The organism is Shimia biformata (genome assembly GCF_016888515.1).
Lineage (GTDB): Bacteria > Pseudomonadota > Alphaproteobacteria > Rhodobacterales > Rhodobacteraceae > Shimia_A > Shimia_A biformata.
Map to the genome: position 1 here is coordinate 2,326,203 of NZ_JAFEJK010000001.1, position 22,949 is coordinate 2,349,151.

22 protein-coding genes and 1 tRNA gene are annotated in these 22,949 nt (G+C 63.7%); 9 read left to right on the top strand and 14 right to left on the bottom strand.

Going from position 1 to position 22,949, the window contains the following annotated elements; translation table 11 throughout:
- Nucleotides 1-27 precede the first annotated feature (27 nt).
- The 3 genes from JQ863_RS11370 to JQ863_RS11380 all read right to left on the bottom strand — a co-directional run bounded on the left by JQ863_RS11370 (nucleotide 28) and on the right by JQ863_RS11380 (nucleotide 1,703).
- The gene (locus JQ863_RS11370) at nucleotides 28-567 is read right to left on the bottom strand and encodes a GNAT family N-acetyltransferase (protein WP_204114383.1); all 540 of its coding nucleotides are present in this window, start codon (nucleotides 565-567) and stop codon (nucleotides 28-30) included.
- A 236-nt stretch (nucleotides 568-803) separates the two neighbouring features.
- A complete protein-coding gene (rpmA, locus tag JQ863_RS11375; RefSeq protein WP_204114384.1) occupies nucleotides 804-1,073 on the bottom strand; it encodes a 50S ribosomal protein L27 in 270 nt (89 codons plus the stop codon).
- A gap of 24 nt (nucleotides 1,074-1,097) precedes the next feature.
- Nucleotides 1,098-1,703: a 50S ribosomal protein L21 gene (locus tag JQ863_RS11380; RefSeq protein ID WP_204114385.1), complete on the bottom strand. Its 606-nt coding sequence runs from the start codon at nucleotides 1,701-1,703 to the stop codon at nucleotides 1,098-1,100.
- A 257-nt stretch (nucleotides 1,704-1,960) separates the two neighbouring features.
- On the opposite strand from JQ863_RS11380, the gene JQ863_RS11385 reads away from it, so the two are divergent.
- Entirely contained in the window at nucleotides 1,961-2,296 is a 336-nt protein-coding gene (locus tag JQ863_RS11385) for a zinc ribbon domain-containing protein YjdM (RefSeq protein ID WP_204114386.1), read from the top strand.
- A gap of 54 nt (nucleotides 2,297-2,350) precedes the next feature.
- Here JQ863_RS11385 and JQ863_RS11390 read toward each other — a convergent pair whose 3' ends face one another.
- Nucleotides 2,351-3,190 (bottom strand): DUF2059 domain-containing protein, encoded by an 840-nt coding sequence (locus JQ863_RS11390; protein ID WP_204114387.1) that lies wholly within the window; start codon nucleotides 3,188-3,190, stop codon nucleotides 2,351-2,353.
- A 119-nt stretch (nucleotides 3,191-3,309) separates the two neighbouring features.
- Here JQ863_RS11390 and JQ863_RS11395 point away from each other — a divergent pair.
- Nucleotides 3,310-3,399: transfer RNA gene (locus JQ863_RS11395), tRNA-Ser, on the top strand.
- Nucleotides 3,400-3,469: 70 nt separating this feature from the next.
- Here JQ863_RS11395 and JQ863_RS11400 read toward each other — a convergent pair.
- Genes JQ863_RS11400 through JQ863_RS11415 form a run of 4 tightly spaced genes read right to left on the bottom strand, consistent with a single transcriptional unit; the run spans nucleotide 3,470 to nucleotide 9,654 of the window.
- Nucleotides 3,470-4,267 (bottom strand): TIGR03084 family metal-binding protein, encoded by a 798-nt coding sequence (locus JQ863_RS11400; RefSeq protein WP_204114388.1) that lies wholly within the window; start codon nucleotides 4,265-4,267, stop codon nucleotides 3,470-3,472.
- Nucleotides 4,254-6,254, bottom strand: a complete 2,001-nt coding sequence (locus JQ863_RS11405) for an ATP-binding protein (protein WP_204114389.1) — start codon at nucleotides 6,252-6,254, stop codon at nucleotides 4,254-4,256. Before JQ863_RS11405 ends, JQ863_RS11400 begins: the two co-directional genes overlap by 14 nt.
- On the bottom strand, nucleotides 6,251-7,873 hold the full coding sequence (locus tag JQ863_RS11410; RefSeq protein WP_204114390.1) for an acyl-CoA carboxylase subunit beta: 1,623 nt from the start codon (nucleotides 7,871-7,873) through the stop codon (nucleotides 6,251-6,253). The genes JQ863_RS11405 and JQ863_RS11410 overlap by 4 nt, the downstream gene beginning before the upstream one ends.
- Nucleotides 7,870-9,654 carry an acyclic terpene utilization AtuA family protein gene (locus JQ863_RS11415; protein WP_204114391.1) on the bottom strand — a complete coding sequence of 595 codons (1,785 nt, stop codon included), beginning with the start codon at nucleotides 9,652-9,654 and terminating at the stop codon, nucleotides 7,870-7,872. Before JQ863_RS11415 ends, JQ863_RS11410 begins: the two co-directional genes overlap by 4 nt.
- Nucleotides 9,655-9,892: 238 nt before the next feature.
- Here JQ863_RS11415 and JQ863_RS11420 point away from each other — a divergent pair, with 238 nt between their 5' ends.
- Nucleotides 9,893-10,090 (top strand): hypothetical protein, encoded by a 198-nt coding sequence (locus tag JQ863_RS11420; protein ID WP_204114392.1) that lies wholly within the window; start codon nucleotides 9,893-9,895, stop codon nucleotides 10,088-10,090.
- On the opposite strand, the gene JQ863_RS11425 is transcribed toward JQ863_RS11420, so the two are convergent.
- From JQ863_RS11425 to JQ863_RS11435, 3 genes are all read right to left on the bottom strand, one after another.
- Nucleotides 10,072-10,806, bottom strand: coding sequence for an RlmE family RNA methyltransferase (locus tag JQ863_RS11425; protein ID WP_204114393.1), 735 nt, complete (start codon nucleotides 10,804-10,806; stop codon nucleotides 10,072-10,074). The two genes, JQ863_RS11420 and JQ863_RS11425, sit on opposite strands and share 19 nt — an antisense overlap.
- Before the next feature lie 122 nt (nucleotides 10,807-10,928).
- The gene (locus tag JQ863_RS11430) at nucleotides 10,929-12,179 is read right to left on the bottom strand and encodes an MFS transporter (RefSeq protein WP_204114394.1); all 1,251 of its coding nucleotides are present in this window, start codon (nucleotides 12,177-12,179) and stop codon (nucleotides 10,929-10,931) included.
- A gap of 66 nt (nucleotides 12,180-12,245) precedes the next feature.
- Complete coding sequence (locus JQ863_RS11435) at nucleotides 12,246-13,358, bottom strand: Ppx/GppA phosphatase family protein (protein WP_204114395.1); 1,113 nt, start codon at nucleotides 13,356-13,358, stop codon at nucleotides 12,246-12,248.
- Nucleotides 13,359-13,636: 278 nt separating this feature from the next.
- On the opposite strand from JQ863_RS11435, the gene JQ863_RS11440 reads away from it, so the two are divergent.
- From JQ863_RS11440 to JQ863_RS11450, 3 genes are read left to right on the top strand one after another with little or no spacing between them, the layout of a single operon-like run.
- Nucleotides 13,637-13,933 (top strand): virulence factor, encoded by a 297-nt coding sequence (locus tag JQ863_RS11440; RefSeq protein ID WP_204114396.1) that lies wholly within the window; start codon nucleotides 13,637-13,639, stop codon nucleotides 13,931-13,933.
- 26 nt (nucleotides 13,934-13,959) lie between these two features.
- Nucleotides 13,960-14,892: a methylenetetrahydrofolate reductase gene (locus tag JQ863_RS11445; RefSeq protein WP_204114397.1), complete on the top strand. Its 933-nt coding sequence runs from the start codon at nucleotides 13,960-13,962 to the stop codon at nucleotides 14,890-14,892.
- A gap of 3 nt (nucleotides 14,893-14,895) precedes the next feature.
- Complete coding sequence (locus tag JQ863_RS11450; RefSeq protein WP_204114398.1) at nucleotides 14,896-15,978, top strand: methyltetrahydrofolate cobalamin methyltransferase; 1,083 nt, start codon at nucleotides 14,896-14,898, stop codon at nucleotides 15,976-15,978.
- A 36-nt stretch (nucleotides 15,979-16,014) separates the two neighbouring features.
- Here the strand turns inward: JQ863_RS11450 and JQ863_RS11455 are convergent, their stop codons facing one another.
- A complete protein-coding gene (locus JQ863_RS11455; RefSeq protein ID WP_204114399.1) occupies nucleotides 16,015-17,154 on the bottom strand; it encodes an aromatic ring-hydroxylating oxygenase subunit alpha in 1,140 nt (379 codons plus the stop codon).
- Nucleotides 17,155-17,257: 103 nt separating this feature from the next.
- Here JQ863_RS11455 and JQ863_RS11460 point away from each other — a divergent pair, with 103 nt between their 5' ends.
- Complete coding sequence (locus tag JQ863_RS11460; protein ID WP_204114400.1) at nucleotides 17,258-17,842, top strand: TetR/AcrR family transcriptional regulator; 585 nt, start codon at nucleotides 17,258-17,260, stop codon at nucleotides 17,840-17,842.
- A gap of 6 nt (nucleotides 17,843-17,848) precedes the next feature.
- Here the strand turns inward: JQ863_RS11460 and JQ863_RS11465 are convergent, their stop codons facing one another.
- A complete protein-coding gene (locus JQ863_RS11465; RefSeq protein ID WP_204114401.1) occupies nucleotides 17,849-19,465 on the bottom strand; it encodes an AMP-binding protein in 1,617 nt (538 codons plus the stop codon).
- A gap of 110 nt (nucleotides 19,466-19,575) precedes the next feature.
- Here JQ863_RS11465 and cls point away from each other — a divergent pair, with 110 nt between their 5' ends.
- A complete protein-coding gene (gene cls / locus JQ863_RS11470; protein WP_204114402.1) occupies nucleotides 19,576-21,000 on the top strand; it encodes a cardiolipin synthase in 1,425 nt (474 codons plus the stop codon).
- Here the strand turns inward: cls and JQ863_RS11475 are convergent.
- Nucleotides 20,986-21,846: a YihY/virulence factor BrkB family protein gene (locus JQ863_RS11475; RefSeq protein WP_204114403.1), complete on the bottom strand. Its 861-nt coding sequence runs from the start codon at nucleotides 21,844-21,846 to the stop codon at nucleotides 20,986-20,988. The two genes, cls and JQ863_RS11475, sit on opposite strands and share 15 nt — an antisense overlap.
- A gap of 227 nt (nucleotides 21,847-22,073) precedes the next feature.
- Here JQ863_RS11475 and JQ863_RS11480 point away from each other — a divergent pair, with 227 nt between their 5' ends.
- The gene (locus JQ863_RS11480; protein ID WP_204114404.1) at nucleotides 22,074-22,628 is read left to right on the top strand and encodes a hypothetical protein; all 555 of its coding nucleotides are present in this window, start codon (nucleotides 22,074-22,076) and stop codon (nucleotides 22,626-22,628) included.
- Nucleotides 22,629-22,949: the final 321 nt, after the last annotated feature.

Below are 22,949 nucleotides of genomic sequence, written 5' to 3' on the forward strand. Positions count from 1 at the left end.
TGCTCTTACCCAAAGTCAGGGGGCGGCTCAATCGAGTTTTCTTGTATAGGTCCAGGTCGGCACCGCGGCGTCGCGCGCGACCGAGAAGCTTTCGGCATCGCCCAGATACTGGAAGCCGCAATTCGTCAACACCCGCGCCGAGGCCGGGTTGTCCTGAAAAACGGCGGCGAACATCGTCTTGCTGTTCAGGGGGTTGGCCTCGACCAGTGCCTTGACAGCCTCGGAGGCCAGACCGGTATTCCAGAAGGCCGGAGCGACCCAATAGCCGATCTCGGACTGGTCGCGGTCCAGCCGTTCAAGGCTGATCAGGCCCATGACCTCGGCCCCATCCGCCTTGGAACCATCCATCGCCCAGACGTCTTCAACCCGGTCCTCGGCCTGCGCGCGCAGGATGAAGGCTTCGGTCGACAGGGGCGGCAGCGGATGCGGGATCGAGGTGGTCATGCGCGCGACCTCTTCGGTGCCGGCATACATCTCGATCAGCCCTTCATCCGAGCGCCGCAGGGGGCGCAGGGTCAAACGCTCTGTCTCAACCACGGGCTGGTTGACGATCATGTCCAGTTTCATGCGGAGTCTCCTCTTTTCCGCTCTGCGGCCCCTCCCCGGGCTGCATAATCTGTTTTCGACTGCTCTGAGCGGTCGTTGAAAAATGGGTACCCGGCGCGTCGATCACAAGGGGCGACCCGTTTCCCGTCGCCTTGCCATATGTCCGGTCCCTGACCATCCGCGGCCAATCCGCAAAAAACGAAAAAGGACCGGCCTTGCAGCCGGTCCCTAAATGTCTTCAAACCTTTAAGGTCGGCTTACTCTGCGGCCTCCGCCACTGGCAGGACCGAAATAAAGGTGCGGCCCTTGAGGCCCTTGTGGAACTTCACGCTGCCTTCGACAGTTGCAAAGATGGTGTGATCCTTGCCCATGCCGACGCCTTCGCCCGGCCACATCTTGGTGCCACGCTGACGCAGGATGATGTTGCCCGGAATGACGGCTTCGCCACCGTATTTCTTTACACCGAGGCGACGACCAGCTGAGTCGCGACCGTTGCGGGAGCTACCGCCAGCTTTTTTATGTGCCATATCGTGTGTCTCCTATTTCTCGGTTTACTTGGCCAGGTCTTTGGCTTGTGCAACCCACTCGGGCTTCACTTTGACCGCATCGAAAGTGTCGACGTCAACGGCGGCCAGCTGTGCGAAGCTGGTGATGCCGGCATCGGCCAGTTTCTTGGCGGCTGCGGGACCAACGCCGGTGATGGCGGTCAGGTCGTCGGCGGCTGCCGGGGCGTCTGCCTTCGGAGCAGCGGCCTTTTTCGGAGCAGCTTTCGCGGCCGGTGCAGCAGCTGCGGCCGGGGCCGAACCTGCGCCGATGGCGGCCTTGATGCCCGACTTGTCTGCGCCCGATGCCAGGATCTCGGTGATCTTGACCAGGGTCAGCTTCTGACGGTGGCCCTTGGTGCGCTTGGACGAGTGCTTGCGGCGACGCTTGACGAAGTGGATGACCTTTTCGCCCTTGATCTGGTCGACGACCTCGGCCTGAACCGCGGCACCGTCAACAAGCGGCGCGCCGACGACGGTCTTGTCACCGCCCAGCATCAGCACTTCGTTGAATTGAACTTTCTCACCGGCATCAGCTGCCAGTTTCTCGACGCGCAGGATATCGCCCGATTGGACGCGATACTGTTTGCCGCCGGTTTTCAGGACTGCGAACATGCCCTTCTTCCTTCATATTGACCGCGTTCTGTGGCCGCCCCCTTTTTCAAGGTATCGGGCGTTTGTGGCTTGTGCCGCCTCGAACAGCGCGCCCCGTTGGGGACGATCGTTTCAAGTAAAACACGGCGCAAAGCACATGCTTCACGCCGGGTTGGGCGGCTTATCGGGCGAATTGGGGGAATAGTCAAGGGCTGTTTTTGCCCCCGCGCGCCAGAATGCGCTGGGGTTTGTCGCCCGCGCGGTCTATAGCACATGCCATGTCCGACACCATCCCCCCCTGCCCCGAATGCCAGTCGTCCTTTGCCTATGCCATGGACGCGCTGCTGGTCTGTCCCGAATGCGGCCACGAATGGACCGCCGGCGCGGAGACCGGACCGGAAATCCGCGACAGCGTCGGTAACCTCCTGGCCGATGGCGACACCGTGACGGTCATCAAGGACCTCAAGCTCAAGGGCACCTCGGACGTCATCAAGGTCGGCACCAAGGTGCGCGGCATTCGCCTTGTCGAGGGCGATCACGACATCGATTGCAAGATCCCGGGCGTCGGGCCGATCGGCCTGAAGTCGCAGTTCGTCAAGAAAGTGACCGGCTGATACCGGGCGCCTGATACCGGGCGCCTGTTACCGGGCGCCGGGAGCGGCTGCCTGCTAAAGTTCCTCGCCGGGGTGCAATTCCCCCATGCGCCGTGCCAGCACTTCGAAGCGGTTTGACATGACCTCGAAATGCACCGCGTTCATCAATTCATAGACCGTCTGCATGTCCGGGTGTTCCAGCGCCTCGGTATAGGCCTCTAATTCGTCATCGCTGAACTGCTGGTAGGTATAGGCACTGTTGGCCAAGGCCGAAGCCGCCATTTCAACGCGCAGCTCGCTTTCGTTTTCCTTCAAAAGCGCACGCAGCCCTTCTTCGTCGATGCGCAGGTTGATGACACCCGACAGCGAGGCGGCAACAAGGAACCGCACCTGGATTTCCTGCACCGCACGCGGGCCGATGTCCTGCGGATCAACCGCGTGATTCATGCGCCGGAACAGGTCAAGCCGGGACGCGCCCTTGCGCACCAGATCCGAGACGATCCGCTCGCCCGCTTCCTGGATCAGTTCGTCATCGTCGTAATGGGCCAGGTTTTCGGCCTGAACCAGCCGCTGCCCAAGGTCGGATGCATAAAAGCTGTTGGCATGATCCAAGAGATCGTCGGTCAGCGTGGCCGACAGGATGTCGGTGGCGCGTTCGCGCATGATCTCGGGCGCGAAGACCTCTTTTGACAGGCGCACCCAGTCGGCCCCGAACGCGTCCTCCTCAAGCCCCAGCATCGCTGGCGCGGCCGAAGCCGACAGCTCGATCGAATCAAGCGCGACGTCAAAGCCGGTGATTTCAAGGAATTCCTCAACCCGCGCCCGATCCGCCGCCCGCAACTGGGTGGCCAGAACGGTGGCAATCAGGGTCGCGGCGATCAGTGTCACAACACGAAAGGGCATCGGTATCTGCATGGGGTTCATCCTGTGGCCTGCGTTTTTTTCCAACCTAAAGCAAAAGGATGGGCAAACAATCAAATTCCCCCCTTGCGCCCGGTTTCAATCACCATTAAACGACGCCCCCAGACCCCCGCGGAGAGGTGCCGGAGTGGTCGAACGGGGCGGTCTCGAAAACCGTTGTCCCTTCACGGGGACCCAGGGTTCGAATCCCTGTCTCTCCGCCATTTTCCTTCTGGATCAATCCATTAGAGGAAAATGCGCCCGCGTGTGCGGGTCCGATTACAAGCATTAAACTTACTCTGCCCGAAACCGTGCCCCCGGTGCTGGCGGGTCGATGGGCGGGCCGGCGAAGCATTGGGCGATCTCCATCCAAGCCGTCGCGGTGTCGCCCGTGGTCACGATATCGGTATCGGCGACGTTGCGGGTTTGTGCCACGGTCTGACAGAAGCCGACGGCCGAGCCGGTGACCCGGTTGTCCTCTTGCGCCATCCCCCATTCCCAGACCGCCCCCGACGGCGCGGTCAGGGTCACGTGGGGCGCGGGGTCGGGCACCTCCAGCCCGCGGTTTCGGAAAGTCCAGCCAAAGGTATTCACGCCAAGATGGGCGATGTTGCGGATGCGGTCGGCCTCTTGGCGTTCCAGGCCCAGTAGGTCAAACACCTCTTGCCCATGTGCCCAGGTCTCCATCTGGCGGGCGGTAACCGAGGACAGCGCGCTCATCTCGGGGCCGGCCCATTTCAGCCGTTTCTTGGGATCGGTGCGGGCATAGGCGTCGGCCAGCCGCTCGGATGTGTCTTCCCAGGCATCGGCCAGCGCCCGGCCCGAGAGCCCGGCCAGCCAGGGGAATTGCAAATCCAGGATCGGCGTACCCGACATCATCGCCTTGCCCAGCGGCGCGAAGAACTCATGGAAGGCGGCGTCGCTTTCCAGCGATTTCAGCGCCGCGACGTTGAACAGATGCAGATGCCCGATCACGTGGTCGATGGTCCAGCCCTTGAACAAAGTGGCCCGGTCGAATTCATCCTCGGACAGCCCGCGAATGGCCGCTGCCAGCACCCGTGTCTCCTGGCGAAAATCCTCAGCCTGCTGCATCGTCACCTCCTTCGTCCTCGACCCGGCACAGCAGCGCCCCCTGTGCCACCTGCGCCCCGGCCTGCGCTGTCAGGTCGCGGATAATGCCCGGTCTGGTGGCGCGTATCTGGTGTTGCATCTTCATCGCTTCCAGCACCATCAGCGCGTCGCCCGCCTGAACGCGATCCCCGTCGGTGACATGGACCCCGGTCAGGATGCCATGCATCGGTGCGGCGACCTGACCGCCATCGCCCCCGGCCCCGGCCCCGCCGCCAAGGCCGGGAAAACTCGCGCGTATGGTGCGGGATGTCGACACGACATCAAGCGTCTGCGCCGTGGCCCGGACCTCGACAATGCCGGCAAGAGCGCCGTTGACCCGCATGTCCCGCCCCTGCCCTGTCACGACGTCATCTGCGTCCGGGGTCACGACGCGCAACATATCCGGCCCGGATTGGTGGACCATGAATCGACAGGGTTCGCCGTCGATCTCAAGGTCCAGAACGGTTGTCGGCTCCCCGGCGCTGGACCAGCCCATCAACTCGTCCGGGATATCAAGCGCATGGGCGCGGTTCCGGTCGGCTTCTGCGTGAAAGGCCACCGCCGCGACCACGGCCCTTTGGTCAGGTGTCATCGGCGGCGGCAGCAGCGCCGCCATATCCGCGCCGTCCAGCCATCCGGTATCGGCCAATCCGTCTGCAAATGCCTCTGATCGCAGCACCCCGATCAGGAAATCCCGGTTGGTGACCGGGCCAAGGATCACCGTTTCGCCCAGTGCCGCGATCAGCGCCTGCCGCGCGGCGTCGCGCGTTTCGCCAAAAGCAATCACCTTGGCCAGCATCGGATCATAGAAGGCCGACACGATGTCACCCGTGGCAATGCCCGCATCTGTCCGCGCCAGCGGCTCGGGCGCGGGCCGCCAAGCCATGATCCGCCCCGCCGATGGCAGGAATCCCATGGTCGGGTCTTCGGCATAAAGCCGCGCTTCCATCGCCCACCCCGTGATACGGACATCATCCAGCGTCACGGGCACCGCCGCGCCCTCGGCCACCAGAAGCTGAAGCGCGACAAGGTCCAGCCCCGTGACCATTTCCGTCACCGGATGTTCGACCTGAAGGCGTGTGTTCATCTCAAGGAAATAGAAATTTCCGTCGCCATCCAGCAGGAACTCCACCGTCCCCGCCCCGACATAGCCCACCGCCTGCGCCGCGCGCACCGCCGTGTCCCCCATCCGCGCGCGCAGGTCGGGCGTCATGGTCGGACCGGGCGATTCCTCGATCACCTTCTGGTGACGGCGCTGGACCGAGCAGTCACGCTCGCCCAGGTGAATGACATTGCCGTGGTGGTCGGCCATGACCTGAATCTCGACATGACGCGCCTGGGTCACGGCCTTTTCAAGAATGATCTTGTCATCGTCAAAGGCGGCGCGTGCCTCGGACCGGGCCAGGGTCAGCGCCTCGGCGAACCCCTCGCGCGAGGTTACCAGCCGCATGCCCTTGCCGCCGCCACCGGCCGCGGCCTTGATCATCACCGGAAAGCCGATTGCATCCGCCTCGGCCAGAAGCGCGGCATCGTCCGCCATGCCTTCGAACCCCGGCACGACAGGCACCCCTGCCCGTTTCATCGCCTCGCGCGCCCGTGCCTTGTCCCCCATCAGCGAGATCACCTCGGGCGACGGGCCGACAAAGACCAGCCCCGCATTGGCGCAGGCGGCGGCAAAGCCTGCGTTCTCGGACAGGAAGCCATAGCCGGGATGGATTGCATCCGCACCCGCCTGTTGCGCCGCCTTCAGTATGGCCTTGGTCGAGAGATAGGATTGCGCCGCCGGGGACGGGCCGATGCGTACCGCATGATCGGCAAACCGCACATGGGCCGCGCCCGCATCGGCATCGGAATAGACCGCGACGACCCCCAGCCCCCTGTCGCGCGCGGTGCGCATGATGCGCAGCGCGATCTCGCCGCGATTGGCCACAAGAAGCGTCTTGATCGGTGCTTTTATCGGTTGGGTCATGGCCGCGCCACCCCGAAGCTGTTGGGTCTCAGGTCGCGGGTTTGCGCGGCGCGGCAGGTATCAAGGCAGAAGCCGATCACCCGGCGCGTGTCGCGCGGGTCGATCATGCCGTGATCCAGCACCCGGCCCGAGGTATAGAACGCATCCGACTGGGCGTCGAAATGCGCCGCGATTTTTGCGCTCTGCGCCGCCAGCCGACCCTCGTCCGGTGTCACGCCCTTGCGCTCGGCGGTGCGGCGCGCGACCTGCTCCATCGTCGCCGCCGCCTGCCCCCCGCCCATCACGCCGGTCATGGCATTGGGCCAAGTGAACAGGAAGTCGGGGCCAAAGGCATAGCCGCACATGCCGTAATTCCCGGCCCCGAAACTGGCGCCGATATAGAAGGACAGCTTGGGTACACGGATATTGGTCACCGCCTGGATCATCTTCGAGCCATGTTTGATCATGCCGGCATGTTCGCTTTGCGCGCCAACCATGAACCCGGTGGTGTTGTTGAGGAAGATCACCGCGCTCCCGGCCTGATCCATCAGTTGCAGGAAATGCGTGACCTTGGTCGCGCCGTCGGGATCAAGGGGGCCATTATTGCCAATGATGCCAACGGGATGGCCCATGATCTTGGCGTGGATGCACAGGGTCGCCGGGCCATAATCCGGCTTGAACTCGCGCAGGTCCGACCCGTCCACGATCCGCGCCGCCACCTCGCGCATGTCGTATGGCGTGCGGTAGTCCATCGGCACGATCCCGGCGATGTCTTCGGCGCTCAGCGCGGGCGGATCATAGGCCCGTGGGCGCGGTTCGGCTTGGCTGTCGTTCCAGCCCAGCCCGGCCACGACCGCGCGCACGTGGCGCAGCGCGGCGGCGTCATCCTCGGCCAGGTAGTCGACAAGCCCGGTGGTGGTCGCGTGCATCTCGGCCCCGCCAAGGTCGGCGTCCTTTGCGACCTCGCCCGTCGCGGCCTGCACCAGCGCCGCCCCCGCCAGCATCGCCATACCGTTGCCGCGCACGCCGACCACATAATCCGACAGGCCCGGCTGATAGGCCCCGCCCGCCGTGGATGCGCCATGCAGCACGGTAATCACGGGAAGCCCCATCGCCGAATGCCGCGCGAGCCCGGCAAACATGCCGCCACCATGGGCCCACAGCTCGACCGTGTAGTTCATCAGGTCCGCCCCGGCGCTTTCGACAAGGTGGATGAAAGGCAGCTTCTGTTTCTGGGCAACCTCAAGGCAACGCAATGATTTCTCGACGCTTTTCGTGGTCATCGCCCCGGCATTGATGCCCGCGTCGTCGACATAGATCATCGCCCTGACGCCCGAGACAAAACCGATCCCGATCAGCGCGCTGGCACCGGGGATCGAGGTGTCGGGATCCGGGTCATCGACCAGAAAGGACGCCATGTTGCACAGTTCCAGGAAGGGCAATCCGGGGTCCAGAAGCGCCGCCAGCCGTTCACGCGGAGACAGTTGGCCGCGCTTATCGAACACCGGGCGGCGGCTTTCGGATTTGGCGGCGGCGCGGGCCTCGGCGTCACGCATTTTCCGCACCAGCGCCAGCATCCCGTCGCGCGCCTCCAAGGCGGCGTCACTGGTGGCGTCGAACCGGGTGGCAAAGGCGGTCATGGCAGGGTCTCCAACACGGTCTGGTCAATCTCGATCTCGGTCGCAAGCAACAGTTGCGCATAGCCCTTGGCCTGCGGATCGTTCCTGAGGGACGAGGTACCGCCCCCGCCAAGCGCCTGATCCAGAACGATATTCATCGCTTTGAGACCGGGCAGGTAATAGCGTTCGATGGCCCCTTCGCAGAAATGGCCAAAGGTCCAGCGCAGGTGGATCTCGTCCAGCCCGTGCCAGATCCACGGCAAGAGGTCCGGGCGCCGGGCGATGACGCCGATATTGGCCTTGTCGCCCTTATCGCCGCTGCGCGCCCAGGCCAGGCGGATCAGCGGAACCAGTACCGTGGCGCCGGTCTGGGTTGGCTTTGCGGGCGGTTCAGGGCGCAGGATGGCGGCGGCGGCAATCGGTGGCGCGGGGGCAATCCGCATCTCTCCCGCCTCATCCTCGACCCGCACGGTGACGTCGGATTTCTGCGTCAGAAAGGAAAACAGCGCCAGCACCGGGGACGGGCGCGGGCGGGTTCCGGCAAACCCGCTCAGACCCGGCGGCGCGGCCAGCGCCAGCCCGGTTGCCTCTTTCAGCAACAGACCAATCGCGCGGGCATCACCATGGCGCGCGGCCAGTTTCAACACCACTTCGCGGGCTGGATCGGGGCGGGCATTGGCGCCGAATTGCGATTCCGCGCCAAGGATTTCGATGCTGGTCTCGGTGAAATCGGGGGCGTTCATTGCGGTCAGCGCGTCCCGCGCCCGGCCTATCGCGGCATCGGCAAAGGCGCGTGCTTTTGCGGCGGCGTCCAGTCCGTAATAGCTGAAATACCCTCCGCCGCGATACCCATCCTGCCACGTGAGGCATGCCTTGTAAGCCTCTGGAACACCAGCGCCTTTTGCATTTGATACCTGCACGGTCTCCCCGACCTGTTTCAACGACACGGCAGAGAAATCACAGATCACGTCGGGCAGAACATAGCGCTGCGGATCCCCGATCTCATAGAGGATCTGCTCGCCCACCGTGGCGCATGTCACCAGACCGCCCGCGCCCTTGGGCAGTTCAATGGCAAAGCTGCCGTCACGCGACAGCACCGCCACCGGATAGCCCACCGCCCCAGCCCCGCCGGGCACATCCTGCCAGTCGGTAAAGTTGCCACCCGTCGCCTGCGGACCACATTCGATCACATGCCCCGCCAGCGATGCCCCCGCCAGCGCGTCCAGATCACCGGGCTGCCAGCCAAACGCATGGATCGCCGCGCCCAGTGTCACCGCGCTGTCGACACAGCGCCCGGTCACCACGATATCGGCCCCCCGGTCCAGTGCCGCCGCAATGGGGAACGCCCCGAGATAGGCATTGACGCTGCCGACCTTGTCCTGCGGCGGAAACGGCGCGCCCGAGAACATCTCGACCGGGGCGGTCCTGGCCATCGCGTCGAGGTTCCCCGTCAGGTCGTCGCCCAGCACCACTGCCACTTTCAGAGCCAACCCCTGACGCGCGATTTCCGCCCGTAGCGCGGCGGCGCAGGCCATGGGGTTCACCCCCCCGGCGTTTGTGATAACCCGCACGCCCTGCGCCGCGATCTCGGGCAGGTTGGGCGCCATGGCGGTGGTGACGAAATCCGTGGCAAAGCCCGCCTCGGGGTCTTTCGCACGGGCGCGGGCAAGGATGGCCATGGTGATCTCGGCCAGGTAGTCATAGACAAGGAAATCAAGCTGCCCGCCCTGCAACAATTGCTGCGTGGCAAGGCCCGCATCGCCCCAGAAACCGCTTGCGCCGCCGATCCTGATCGCCGTCATCGATGTCCTCCCTTGGGTTTATCGTGGCGCGGAGCGCCCTGTCACTCAAGGTTCGAGATGGGACGCGCAGGGAAACGTCACGTCATTGCGCCGCGCGCCCCTGCCTTGGAAACCGCGGGCATCGTCACAATATCACCGTTGTTCAGACCGAGTTTTGGGCCGTTTTTGCCCGGATCGGCAGTTAGGTATCACGTTTGCCGCCACCTGCTCGCGCGGCTGTTAACCAGTGGAGACTGTCATGCAACACGTGCCCCGGGCGCGTTTCACCGCTGCCAGCCCGCCGCGTCATGCGCGGCTTTTTGAACTGATCCGTCAGGAAAACCTGGCGGGACGGAATTTTCGTCCGAAACGCGACGAAGCCCCGCACCCGATCCTGTGCGCCAACTTCATCCGGCAGGCCGAAGAATCGCTGCGGCCTCAGCCCAGATCGTCCTGATCGCCGTCCTTCGCGCCGCCCCGGAACCCGGTTGCGACCACGAATTTCTCGGAACTGTCGGAGCGTGACGACGGCGGTTTGACATTGGCGACCTTGGTGAACTTCTGTTTCAGAAGCTTCTGCAATTCACCCTCTGCCCCGCCCGCCAGAACCTTGGCAACAAAGGTGCCGCCGTCTTCCAGCACGTCGAAGGCGAAATAGGCCGCCGCTTCGCACAACGCGATGATGCGCAAATGGTCGGTCTGTTTATGCCCCGAGGACGCCGCCGCCATGTCGGACATGACCACGTCGGCCTTGCCGCCCAGCCAGTCCTTGACCTTCAGGTCGGCGTCATCTTCCATGAAATCCAGCTGGTGGATCTCGGCCCCCGCGATTGGTTCGACCTCTTGCAGGTCGACCCCAAGGACCGAGCCAATCTTCTTGCCGGATTTCTCACCCAGCGCATTGACGCGCTTCACCGCCACCTGACACCAGCCACCCGGCGCACAGCCAAGGTCCACGACCCGCGCGCCCGGCACGAGAAAGCGGAATTTCTCGTCCAGTTCCAGTATCTTGAACGCCGCGCGCCCGCGATAGCCCTCGGCCTGCGCGCGTTTGACATAGGGGTCGTTCAGCTGACGCTGCAACCAGCGCGTCGACGAGAGCTTGCGCCCGCGCGCGGTCTTGACCTTGACCTTCAGCTCGCGCTGCCCGCGCCCGGATGTGTTCTTGGCCATGACCGTACCCTTTCCGAGGACCAAAATTTTCCAGAAAATTTTGCCCGTCCGAAACCTTTTCTAGAACAGATTGTCTATTCGCTTCACGGCGCCGCCTCAAGCAAGAAGCGTCAGATGCGCGATCAGGCCGCTGCCCCGGCGGGCTGGCGCGGGCCGCGCAGTCGCAGACGGAACAGCGTGACCACGATCAGGTTGGCCGCGCCGAACAAGGCCGCGGTGACAAAGGTCGCGTTATAATCACCGGTCAGGTCGAACAGGATGCCGCCCATCGACCCCCCGATGGCATGGCCGAACCATCCGAACAGGGTGACAAACCCCATGGCCGAGGCGCGTTTTGCCGCCGGTGTCAGCGCCGCGACTGAGGCCAGGATGCCCGTCATCACCCCGGCATAGCCAAAGCCATAGATCACGGCATAGGTATAGAATCCGCCAAGGCTGTCGATCCGCAGGAATCCGGCCACCAGAAGCGTCATCCACGCCACAGCGATCACATAGGCGTTCAGCGCTCCGATCATGTCGGCGAATTTCCCGAAGGCCACGCGGCCCAGAACCCCGACCATGAGCATCACGAAGATCACGCTGCCCGCGTCGCCGATTGCGATCCCGGTATCGCGGATCAGCGGCACCAGATGCATCAGCGGCACCGACATGCAGGTGCAGCACAACAGGATGGCGGCACATAGCCAGATCACCACGGTGCGGGTCGGTGGCAGGCCACGCTCGATCGCTTCGGCCCGCGTCTTGTCGGCGCCCTCCACCTGCGGCGCACTGCGCAGCAACAGGGCCAGCGGCACAAGGGTCACCAGCATGATCGCGCCGCAGATGCCAAACGCCCAGTGAATGCCGTATTGCCCGATAAGGAACGAGGCAAGGAACGGGAACCCGCCCTGCCCCAGCGCCTGCCCCGCCGACACCACGCCGATGGCAAGGCCCGGCCCGGTTCGGAACCATGCCGGCACCAGCGCCAGAAGCGGCACGTAAAACGCTCCGGCCCCGAAAAACCCGCCGACAAGAAAGATCAGGTAGAACTGCCAAAGCTGCGCCGCGAAGGCGACAAGCACATAGGTCAGGCTGACCACCACCACGCCCAGAAGGATCGGGCGCAGGGGGCCGGTCCGGTCAGACAGGCGCCCAAAAAAGAGCCCCCCGAAGGCAAGACCCAGAATGCCCGCGAAATTGATCAGCGAGGTTTGCCCCCGCTGCCAGCCCCAGGCCTCTTGCATGGGGACGATAAAGGCGGACATGCCGTTCACGATCCCCCCGATACCGATGGCCAGGATCAGAGTCGCGGCAGCCAGGACAACCCATCTGTACGTCAGAGGTGCGGGGCTGAGCTTGGGATCGGACGTGGGACCGGAAATGGGATCGGACATGGGAATCGCTCGTAACAGGCCAAAAAGTAATATCTGGCGCGCAGCTTATGCCACGCGGTCAGCAAATCAAAACGGCCCGTCCTCAAGCACGCCGTCGGCGCTCATCTGGGCGTAAAGCAGCCCTTCGCGCAGGCCACGGTCCGCCACGGACAACCGGTCCGTCGGCCAGCAGCGCAACAACGCCTGCAAAATCGCAGAACCGGACATGATCAGCGCCTGACGGTCCTGCCCGATACGCGGGTCGCGGCGGCGTCCGGCGGGGCCAAGGTCAAGATAGCCCCGGATCACCTTGTCGATCTGTTCCGATGTCATGCGCAGCCCGTCGACCTTGGTGCGGTCATAGCGGCGCAGCCCCAGATGCGACGCCGCAACCGTGGTCACGGTGCCGGACGTGCCGACGATCTGGAACCCCTCGCGCGGCTGTTCATCCTTGTAAGGCGCAAATTCGGCCAGGTTTTCCTCGAAAAACCAGCTCATCAGCGCAAAACGGGCGGCGTCGTCGGTGACGTCGTGGAACTGGTCGCGCAGCGTGGCAACGCCCAGCGGGACCGAGATCCAGTCCACCACCCGCGCCACCGGGAACGGGCTGTCGGCCTGTGAAAACCCGGTATGCAGGCGCATGATCGCCTTGGGGCGCTGCATCGGCGGCACGCCGGACAGGTCGATCCACACCAGTTCGGTCGAGCCGCCGCCAATATCGACAACCAGCAGCTGTTCCGTCTTGGTCGAGACCAGCGGCGCGCAGGATATCACCGCCAGCCGTGCCTCTTCCTCGGCCTGGATGATCTCAAGCCGCAGACCGGTCTCGCGCCGGACCTGGTTGATGAAATCGCGGGAATTGCGGGCGCGGCGGCAGGCTTCGGTCGCCACCAGCCGCATGCGCTTGACCTTGTGGCGTTTCAGCTTCTGCTGACAGATGCGCAGCGCCTGGATCGTCCGCCGCATCGAACCGCGCGACAACCGGCCCGTGCTTTCCAGGCCCGCGCCCAGATGCACGGATTTCGAGAAGCTGTCGACCACGTGAAACTGGTTGCCCTTGGGCTGGGCAATCAGCATGCGGCAACTGTTTGTACCCAGATCCAGCGCGGCATAAAGCTCGCTCGGGTCCGGCAGGTTCGGCGCGGGGCTCTCAACCGGTTTCGGGAACGCGCCCGCACCTTCGGGACGCTTGGGCGCCATGAGTCACGCCCTCCATATCGTGTTGATCTCAGGTTAGTCACTCGTCTGTCCCGGCGCAATCCCCCGCAGTCGTCGTTGCGCCGCTGAGACGCTTCAAGCGACCCAAACTTCGGATCGCTCATCACGATCATGCAAAGAATTCACGCCCAACACGGTGGTTCACAACTTTGCGGCACGGTATGGATAAGTCGCCAAATGCGGACCATCTGTCGAAAACGAACATAAGGGACGGTTTGTGGTGATCTAGGAAGGATCAACCGAAACCGGGGAATCAGACCATGCCGGACGTGACCATTGTTTACTGGCGAGACATCCCTGCCCAGGTGATCGTGGGCAAGGGGCGGCGTGGTGCGAAACGGGTGCTGGCCGAACGCTTTGAACAGGCGATCGACCGCGCGGCCATGAAGGTGGGGGCGTCGGAAACCGACGCCTATCTCGCCGAATGGCGCAAAGCCGAGCCCTATCCGGTCGAGGGAGAGCCCGCTGACGTGGCCGAGGCCGAAGCCTCGCGTCTGGAAGCGGAATATGATCAGGCGCGCATCAAGGCGCTGATCGCCAATGATGGCTGGGCATGACACCCCGCCGCCTCTGGGAGACCGCAATGGCTTTGTTGAACTTCAAGCGCAGAACCGATCCGGTTGACACGCCCTCGCCCAATGTCGAGGCGTTCCTCAAGGATTACTCGATCGAGGTGATGCCGCGCACCGCCGAGAAGGTCGAGGATTTCCGCAGCCTTCTGCCCGAAGGCACGCGGGTCTACATCGCCCATATCGACGGCACCCCGATTGACGACATGGTCGCCACCGCGCGGCGTCTGGCGGCGGACGGATTCAACGTCATGCCGCATTTCCCGGCGCGGATCATCAAGGACGAGGCGACGCTGGCCGACTGGATTGCGCGCTATCAGGGTGAGGCCGGTGTCAGGCAGGCGCTTTTGTTGGCGGGCGGTGTGGCGCAGCCTGTGGGCACGTTCGACTCGTCCATGCAACTGTTGGAGACGGGGCTGTTCGACAAGGCCGGTTTCACCCGCCTGCATGTCGCCGGTCACCCCGAGGGCAACCGCGACATCGACCCCGACGGCAGCATGAAGAACGTCGACCAAGCACTTCAGTGGAAACAGAAATTCTCGGAAACCACGGATGCGCAGATGGCGATTGCCACGCAGTTTGCCTTTGACGCGAAACCGATCATCAAATGGGCTGATGATCTGGCGGCGGCGGGCATCACCCTGCCCATTCACATCGGCATTGCCGGGCCTGCGAAACTCCAGACCCTGATAAAGTTCGCCATTGCCTGCGGCGTCGGCCCCTCGCTGAAAGTGCTGCAGAAACGGGCGATGGATGTGTCGAAACTGTTGTTGCCCTACGAACCGACCGAAGTCATCACCGCGCTGGCCGACCACAAGGCCGCCAACCCCGGTTTCAATATCGAATCCTGCCATTTCTTCCCGCTGGGCGGGATCAAGACCAACGCCCAGTGGGCCATCGACAATGGCGGCGTCTCGACCGTACCCGCCGCAGCAAGCCAAGGATAAAGAATGACCCGTACCGTCATCGAATCAAAGACAAAAACCGCGATCATCGGCTTCGACCAACCGTTCTGCGTCATCGGCGAGCGGATCAACCCGACGGGCCGCAAGATCCTGAACGAAGAGCTTGAGCGCGGCGATTTCAGCCGCGTGCAGTCGGATGCGCTGGCGCAGGTCGCGGCCGGGGCGACGGTGCTGGACATCAACTCGGGCGCGGTGTTTTCCAACAAGATGGCCGAAGACCCGCGCTATGCCGACAACAACTTTGTCGAGCCGACGCTGATGCGCGAACTGGTCGAGAAGGTGCAGGAAGTGACCGATTGCCCGCTGTGCATCGACTCCTCCGTACCGGGTGCCTTGGAAAACGGGCTTGAGGCCGCCAATGGCCGGCCGCTGCTGAACTCGGTCACCGGGGAAGAGGAACGGCTGGAATCCATCCTGCCGCTGGTCAAGAAATACAATGTCCCCGTGGTGGCGATCTCGAACGACGACACCGGGATTTCCGAAGACCCCGAGGTGCGCTTTGCCGTCGCCAAGAAGATCGTCGAACGCGCCGCCGATTTCGGCATCCCGGCGCATGACATCGTGGTCGACCCGCTGGTCATGCCGATTGGTGCGATGGCAACCGCCGGGCATCAGGTCTTTACCCTTGTGCGCCGCCTGCGCGAGGAACTGGGCGTCAACACCACCTGCGGCGCGTCCAATATCTCGTTCGGCCTGCCCAACCGCCACGGCATCAACAACGCGTTTCTGCCGATGGCCATGGGCGCGGGCATGACCAGCGCGATCATGAACCCGGTCGCCCTGCCGGTTGGCCCCAAGAAGATCGCCGAGAAGAAGGCCGAGGTCGAGGCCGCCGGTATCTTCCTGCCGCCCGACATGGATGACGAGACCTTTGTCCAGCTGTTCGGCATGGGCTCGACCTTGCCCCGTCCGGGCAAGGAGATGGAGGCGATCCGCGCCGCCAACTTCCTGACCAACCACGATGACGGCGGGGCCGAGTGGATCCGCTTCAACAAGGCGCCGCCGAAAGCGGGACAGGAAGACCAGGGGCGTGGCGGACGCGGCGGACGTCGCCGCCGCCGGGCATAACATTACGCGAAGGCGGGCCAGGGCCCGCCTTTTTTGCTATCCGCTGATCCTTTCCTCGACCAGAAGGTTGAACCGGTTCAGCGCGCCCTCGAACCGGCCAAACAGGTGACTGGGGTTGCCACGAGAGGCAAAACCCGCCTGGATTTCCTCGCCCAGTTCGAAATCCTCCATCAGTGTCGCCATGGTGATGGCGTGGTTCTTCTGCCAATAGTCCTGCGACTGCCCCGCCCCCTCGGGTGCCATGGTGACAAGGCGCATCGTGGTCAGCCCTTCGGACCGGGGGGTGGACTGGATCCAGATCACGTGGTCCTGCTGCACCAGAAGCTGGGTCGTCGGCATCAGCGTGTAAAGCAGGTTGGCATCGCGGCGGATCGACCAGCCGTCGGTATTGTTACGGTCCAGATCGACCATCGTGTTGCGCGGCAGGACCGAGCGCATATGCGCGCCGAACATGGCATAGGTCGACAGGTTGTCGGGGAAATAGGGTGCGATGGTCGCCTTGTGCGCAACGCGGAAGTGATAGGCCTCGATCCCGCCCTCGACCAGCACTTTCCAGTTGGCCTTGATGTCGACCGTATCCTCGGCGACGATCCGGTGTCCGGCAAGGTCAAGCCAGTGGAAATCGGCATCCAGCCGCCCCAGCCACGGCCCGATCTCGGGGATGGTGGCGGCATCGGGGTCGGCGATCACCCAGACAAAGCCGTGCCGTTCCGCCACCGGCAGGCGGCGCAGCGCGCGTTCGGCGCGGGGCAGATCGGGAAAGCCGGATTTTTCCTGCGGCACCGCGCGCAACTCGCCGCGATTGGTCCAACTCCAGCCGTGATAGGGGCAGGTAAAGACCCGCTTGCAGCCCTGCCCGTCCCGTTCCAGCGTCGCGCCGCGATGCCGGCAGACATTGAGGAACGCCATCACCTCGCCCGCATCATTGCGCACGAACAGGACCGGCAGACCATGCACGTCGCGCACCACGAAATCATTGGGGTTGGCCAGTTCCTCGGACCGCAGAACCGACAGCGGCTCGCGTTTGAAGATCAGCGCCTTTTCGCGCTGGAACCGTTCCGGGCTGGCATAGCGGCTGATCGGGGAATGGGTGACCTCGGCGTCCAGAAACGGCGATTTCTGTTCCGCCAAGCCGATGATTTCCTCGATCAGGCCAATTTCTTCGCTGCGGTCCATGGGCGCCTCCTCGCACAAACTTACCGAATGGTAAGCAGTTATACTTACCATCTGGTAAGTTGGCAAGAGTGACGCTATCCTGACCCCGAAAACAGGAGCCGCCATGACCGCCCACGCCCCCCGCAGCCATTACGTTGAGATCGCCACTGCCGGGTTTTCCGACCACGGGTTTCACGGTCTCAGCCTTGCGGCGCTGGCAAAGATGGCCGGTGTCAGCAAGCAGGCTTTCCTGCACCATTTCCGCAGCAAGGAAGGGTTATATGCCGAGGTCCTGACCGATCTCAGCAACCGCCTGCTGGCGCGGCTTGAGGGGTTTTCCCACCTGCCCCCGGCAGAGCGGCTGGCGGGGTATCTTGAGGCGACGTTCCTTGACCAGACAGGAAATCCGCAGGACGCGCGGCTTGTGGTGCGCGCGCTTCTGGACAGTCCGGGCGATGCCGCGCTTTACCCGTTGCAGCCCTATCTGGACGCGCTGATGGCGCAGGCGCGCGACATCCCCGCCTGGCGGGACGCGACTGAGGCCGACCTGTTCGCCGCCCTCTACCAGCTGATCGCGATCACCCAATATGTCGCGATTTCCACCGCGACTGTGACGGGCATGTATGGCGCGGCCACGCAGGAAGCGGTCGCGATTGCCCATCGCGCGCGGTTCAAACGACAGCTGGCGGCGTTTCTGCAAGGGGCGTGACGCGCCTCAGCCGCGTTTCTTCAAGTCGCGGAAGTCAAACGCGCCGCAAGTCGGATCTTCACCGTCGGCAAAAAGGCTGTGTTTCTGCACTTTCTGAGTACCCGTGACCGGAACTTCGTCGACAAAACGCACCCAGCCCGGCGCCTTGTAGTAACTCAGACGTTCGAAACACCAGTCAAACAGCACGCGCGCCAGTGTCTCTGACCCGGTGCCGGTGGTCTGGACACAGGCCATCACCTCTTCGTCGCGCATCGCGTCCGGGACCGAGATCACCGCGACCCGTTCCACGGCCTCATGTTCCTGCAGAACTGCCTCGATCTCGGCGGCGGCGATGTTTTCGCCGGACCTGCGGATGATGTTCTTCTTGCGATCAAGGAAGAACACCATGTCGCTGTCGTCCATGACCACCGTGTCGCCGGTGTGGAACCAGCCCCCGGCCCATGATTTTTCGGTCTCTTCCGGCAGGTTCAGGTAGCCCGAGAAAAACCATTTGCGCGGAGTTTCGGCCGAGTGGCGCAGCACCATTTCTCCCGGTGTTCCGCGCGGCACCTCCTTGTCGTGTTCGTCGACGACACGCACCTCCAGCCCCGGCACCGGGCGGCCCATGGCGCGGGTGTCGATCTGGCGGGGCGCGTGGGCATCGGCCAGGATGCGGCACATCTCGGTCATGCCCCAAACCTCGATCAGCGGACAGCCAAAGCGGGTTTCAAAGGCGCGGTGCAGGGTTGGTTCGACCCCCGCGCCCACCGCCCAGTCCAGCCCGTTGTCACGATCCGTCGGCGCGGCAGGCGCGTTCATCAGCGCGGGGATGATGATGCCAAGGTAATGGGCGGCATTGGCGCGGGTCTGGGCGATCTCGGCCCACCAGGTGCTGGCGCGGAACCGCTCGGCGGCGATCTGGCAGGTGCCCGATGCGATCACCCCGAAGGTCAACAAGATGCCGGCATTCACATGGAACAGCGGCAGCGGGCAATAGATGCGGGTTTCGCGGGGTTTCAACTGCAACAGCCCGCCGACCGAGGCATACCATTCCCCGAGCGAAATCTCGTAGTCATGGCTGAGGATACAGCCCTTGGGCCGCCCGGTGGTGCCGGAGGTGTAGATCAGGCTGGCCTCACTCTCGCCCGTGACGGGCTGACCGGCACGGGGTGCGGACGCGACATGGGGCAGCGCGGCGGGCAGCGCAGCGGGTATTTCTTCCAGCGTGACCAGCGGGATATCAAGGCCGGATGTGGCCAGCCCTGCCTGCATCGCATCCTGCATCGCGGCGCAGGTCAGGATCAGGACCGGACGGCTGTCCTGCAACAGATAGGCGGTCTCGGCCGGGCGATAGTCGGGATTGACCGGCACCCACCCTGCCCCGATCCGGTTCAGCGCCTGTTTGACCAGTACCATCTCGGGCCGGTTGCCCAGAAGCACCGCAACCCGGTGGCCGTGCCCCAGCCCTGCGGCGGCGAAATGACCGGCTAGGCGGCGGATTTCGGCCAGCGCATCGGCATAGGTCAGGCGAAACCCGTCGGGATGGTAGTCCCGCCCCGCATCCGCCGGGGCCACAAGGAAATCCGCCTGCCCCCACCGCGCAGCATGGGTTTCAAAAAACGTGCCAATGGTCCGGTCTGTCATGGTTTTCCCCCTCGGCGCACAGATTACGTAGACAGGCGGGATTGGCAATCGCTGTGCGTCGGTTATCTTGCACGGATTGACCACCCCCGCGGCTCAACCAGAGGGACATTATGGATTTTCAGTTTTTCGCCCTTCTCGGCGCCGGTCTGATCGTTGCCCTGGAAGTGGCGGCGGTCATCTTTGCCTTTCGCGCCATCGGCTATTCACGCACCCCGCAAGGGGCGGTGGCCTGGGTGGTGTTCCTGATCCTGGCGCCGTTCATCGCGGTGGCCGCCTATCTGTTCCTCGGCCAAAGCCGCATCCACGGCTATACCATCGCGCGTCAGAAATCGCAGGCGGTGATCGACGGGGTTGCCCTCGCGGTCGAGGAATACCGCCCCAGGGGCGACGGCGGCGCGCTGAACTATCGCGCGTTCGAACAAATCGCCGAGCTGCCGGTCCTGTCGGGCAACGCGATGGAACTGCTGGTCGATGGCGAGGAAAGCTTTGACGCGATTTTTGCCGCCATTGACGGTGCCGAAAGCTATGTTCTGGTGCAGTTTTATATCCTGCGCGACGATGCGCTGGGGCAGGATCTGGCGAAACGGCTGCTTGCGGCGCGGAAGCGGGACGTGTCGGTGCGGGTGCTTTATGACTCGATCGGCTGTTCGCGCCTGCCCGCGACCTATGTCGATGAACTCAAATCCGCCGGGATCGAGGTCTATGACAGCAACGCCCTGCGCGGCCCCACCAAGCGGTTCCAGATCAATTTCCGCAATCACCGCAAGACCGTGGTCGTGGACGGGAAAACCGGCTTTACCGGCGGTCACAATGTCGGGGTGGAATACCTGGGCCAGGACCCCAAGTTCGGCCATTGGCGCGACACCCATGTCATGCTGCATGGCCCCGTGGTGCTGCAATTGCAGCTGGTCTTTGTCGAGGACTGGCACTGGGCGACCAATGCCGACATCCTGGGCGAACTCAGCTGGCAGGTCACCCCCGCGCCGCAGAACATGGATGCGGTTCTGCTGGCCAGCGGCCCGGCGGACCGGCTGGATGCGGGCACCTATTACTTCCTCGCCGCCATTGCCGCCGCCAAAAGCCGGATCTGGATCGCCTCGCCCTATTTCGTGCCCCCCGAAGAAGTCCGCGCCGCGCTGTGCCTTGCCGCGCTGAGAGGGGTCGAGGTGCGCATTCTGGTGCCGGATGAAATGGACCATTACACGCCCTGGCACGCGGCCTTTGCCTATTTCGACGAGCTGCGCGCCTGCGGCGCCGAGATCTGGCGCTATCAGGGCGGGTTCCTGCATCAGAAGGTGCTGCTGGTCGATGACAGCATCGCCTCGGTCGGGACGATCAACCTTGATAACCGCTCATGCCGGCTGAATTTCGAGGCCACCGCGCTGTTCTTTGACACCGACGCGGCGCGGGATGTGGCGGATATGCTGGAAACCGATTTCCTGAACGCCTACCGGCTTGAGAAAACCATCACCCAGCAGCCCTGGCGCATCCGCTACATGGCACCCATCGCGCGGCTGTTTTCACCCCTGCTCTGAGGCGTCAGCGGTCGCGTTTTCCCGGCGCGCGATCAGGGCGCCGTTGAACTCGGCCCCGAGAATGAAAATCGCGCCCATCGCGTAAAGGAACATCAGCGCCGCCATGACCCCGGCAAGCCCGGCATAGGTGACGCTGTAACGCGAGAACTGCGCGACATAGAAACCAAACGCCTTGGCCCCCGCCAGCCACAAGACGATCGACAGAAGGATACCCGGCATCAGATCCGACACCGGACGGCGCAGGCCGGGCAGGAATTTGTGGCAGGCCACGACCCCGATCAAAAGCGCGCAGCCCAGAACCACGAATTGCACAAGGTCGGTGGACAGAAAGGTCAGCCATTCGGCGGGAACCACCCCCACGGCGTCTTCGACGTAAGACAGGTAAAGCGGGATCGCCACCGACACCGTCCCCGAAACAAAGATCAGCGCCGCCGCACCGAAGATGAACACGAGGCTTTGGATCCGCGTCCGCCAGAACGGGCGCGGGTCATGGTCGCGATAGGCGCGGGTGATACCAAGGCGCAGCGCCTCGACCCCGTTTGAGGCGAAGAACAGGGTAAAGACCGCACCGAAGGTCAGGCTGCCGCTGTCGGTGTTCTGAAGGACGCGCAAGACCTCTCGCTGGATTGGCGCGGCCACCTGTTCCGGCCACGAGCCAAAGACAAAATCCATCAGATAGGTGACATCCGTCGTCGGCCCGACCAGAACCGCCAGCGACAGGACAAAGATGCAGAAGGGAAACAGCGCCAGCATCATGGTCAGGGCAATGTGGCTGCAACGCATGAATCCGTCATGGTCGACGAAACGCCGGACCGCGTCGAACAGTGCCAAGACATAGATGTTCATCGACCTCTCCTGCTTTGACGCCAACTTGACACGCCCAGACCAGAGGTCAACCGGCCCCGGATACCGATTTGGGCGCAGACGACATGCCCGGTGACGCAAAATGCAAAATTTCCAGCATGTGCTGCAAAGAAAACGGCGCTGGACCGACCCATCTCTTGGTCATGAAGGGGCGATAAGAAACACCCCCTTCGATAAGACAAGAGTTTGAAACCAAACGGAGAAACAAGATGGTTCTGGCATTTCTTCATCCCAGTGACAAGGGCGCCGCGCCCGGTCGCCCGGGTGGTGCCGTGCTGACCGTCACGGCCCGGGTCGCGTCGCTTTTTGGTCGCGACGGGCAACTGGTTGCTTCGTCTGGTGAACTTACGCCCAAGGGTCGTGTCGTCCTGTCACGCCTCCTTGCGGCGGAGCTGGGTCGGTCCCTGCCCTCCGACCCGGAAGAGCGCGCCGAAGCCCTTGAGGTTGCGACGAAAGCGCTGGAGCGGGAGATCGCGCAACTGCCTGTGCGCACCCGGAAAGAGACGACCGATCTGCTTGCGGCACTCTCTTTCCGCCCGACCCGCGCGCTTGTGACCGGGCGCTGGCGCAACGCCATCTCGGCGTCCGAAGGCGAAACCCGTGCCGTGCTGTCCCGGTTGGGCCGCAGCGGGCTGGCGTTTCGCCGGCGGGCACGGGTGATGCTGCATGGACTGGCGACATCCTGCGCGATGACGCTGCCGGCAAACTGGAGCCTGCCTGACCGCACCGCCGAGTTCACGGCCGCGGCCCCGGCAAAACCGTAAGAGGTGGCAAGAGTTTAGTAAGGACGGCCTTTTGGTGACTTTGTGCCCGGTGTTGATGTGCTGGCCGTTCGTAACGAGTGACGTTGGTAACAAAAGGGGCGGGCCGGTTGTTGGTGTGTTTGGCCCGCCCCGAAATCAAAAAGGTTTATTTTCAACGATTTAGACAAGTAATTCGAACAGGTCCGACCCCGGCAATTTTCCTCCCTCCCTCCCAGTGCCGGGGTTGGATCTTCATCTGGCACCGGGCGGCAAATGCGCCCCACGCGTCCCTCCCTGTTGGGGCATGTCGTCCGGTGCCAGACAACGTATGGCCCCGGGTCG

Bases quoted from the DNA above. Each gene is read 5' to 3' on its own strand.
- JQ863_RS11370 (WP_204114383.1), bottom strand. From the start codon at position 567: ATGAAACTGGACATGATCGTCAACCAGCCCGTGGTTGAGACAGAGCGT.
- rpmA (WP_204114384.1), bottom strand. From the start codon at position 1,073: ATGGCACATAAAAAAGCTGGCGGTAGCTCCCGCAACGGTCGCGACTCA.
- JQ863_RS11380 (WP_204114385.1), bottom strand. From the start codon at position 1,703: ATGTTCGCAGTCCTGAAAACCGGCGGCAAACAGTATCGCGTCCAATCG.
- JQ863_RS11385 (WP_204114386.1), top strand. From the start codon at position 1,961: ATGTCCGACACCATCCCCCCCTGCCCCGAATGCCAGTCGTCCTTTGCC.
- JQ863_RS11390 (WP_204114387.1), bottom strand. From the start codon at position 3,190: ATGCAGATACCGATGCCCTTTCGTGTTGTGACACTGATCGCCGCGACC.
- JQ863_RS11400 (WP_204114388.1), bottom strand. From the start codon at position 4,267: ATGCAGCAGGCTGAGGATTTTCGCCAGGAGACACGGGTGCTGGCAGCG.
- JQ863_RS11405 (WP_204114389.1), bottom strand. From the start codon at position 6,254: ATGACCCAACCGATAAAAGCACCGATCAAGACGCTTCTTGTGGCCAAT.
- JQ863_RS11410 (WP_204114390.1), bottom strand. From the start codon at position 7,873: ATGACCGCCTTTGCCACCCGGTTCGACGCCACCAGTGACGCCGCCTTG.
- JQ863_RS11415 (WP_204114391.1), bottom strand. From the start codon at position 9,654: ATGACGGCGATCAGGATCGGCGGCGCAAGCGGTTTCTGGGGCGATGCG.
- JQ863_RS11420 (WP_204114392.1), top strand. From the start codon at position 9,893: ATGCAACACGTGCCCCGGGCGCGTTTCACCGCTGCCAGCCCGCCGCGT.
- JQ863_RS11425 (WP_204114393.1), bottom strand. From the start codon at position 10,806: ATGGCCAAGAACACATCCGGGCGCGGGCAGCGCGAGCTGAAGGTCAAG.
- JQ863_RS11430 (WP_204114394.1), bottom strand. From the start codon at position 12,179: ATGTCCGATCCCATTTCCGGTCCCACGTCCGATCCCAAGCTCAGCCCC.
- JQ863_RS11435 (WP_204114395.1), bottom strand. From the start codon at position 13,358: ATGGCGCCCAAGCGTCCCGAAGGTGCGGGCGCGTTCCCGAAACCGGTT.
- JQ863_RS11440 (WP_204114396.1), top strand. From the start codon at position 13,637: ATGCCGGACGTGACCATTGTTTACTGGCGAGACATCCCTGCCCAGGTG.
- JQ863_RS11445 (WP_204114397.1), top strand. From the start codon at position 13,960: ATGGCTTTGTTGAACTTCAAGCGCAGAACCGATCCGGTTGACACGCCC.
- JQ863_RS11450 (WP_204114398.1), top strand. From the start codon at position 14,896: ATGACCCGTACCGTCATCGAATCAAAGACAAAAACCGCGATCATCGGC.
- JQ863_RS11455 (WP_204114399.1), bottom strand. From the start codon at position 17,154: ATGGACCGCAGCGAAGAAATTGGCCTGATCGAGGAAATCATCGGCTTG.
- JQ863_RS11460 (WP_204114400.1), top strand. From the start codon at position 17,258: ATGACCGCCCACGCCCCCCGCAGCCATTACGTTGAGATCGCCACTGCC.
- JQ863_RS11465 (WP_204114401.1), bottom strand. From the start codon at position 19,465: ATGACAGACCGGACCATTGGCACGTTTTTTGAAACCCATGCTGCGCGG.
- cls (WP_204114402.1), top strand. From the start codon at position 19,576: ATGGATTTTCAGTTTTTCGCCCTTCTCGGCGCCGGTCTGATCGTTGCC.
- JQ863_RS11475 (WP_204114403.1), bottom strand. From the start codon at position 21,846: ATGAACATCTATGTCTTGGCACTGTTCGACGCGGTCCGGCGTTTCGTC.
- JQ863_RS11480 (WP_204114404.1), top strand. From the start codon at position 22,074: ATGGTTCTGGCATTTCTTCATCCCAGTGACAAGGGCGCCGCGCCCGGT.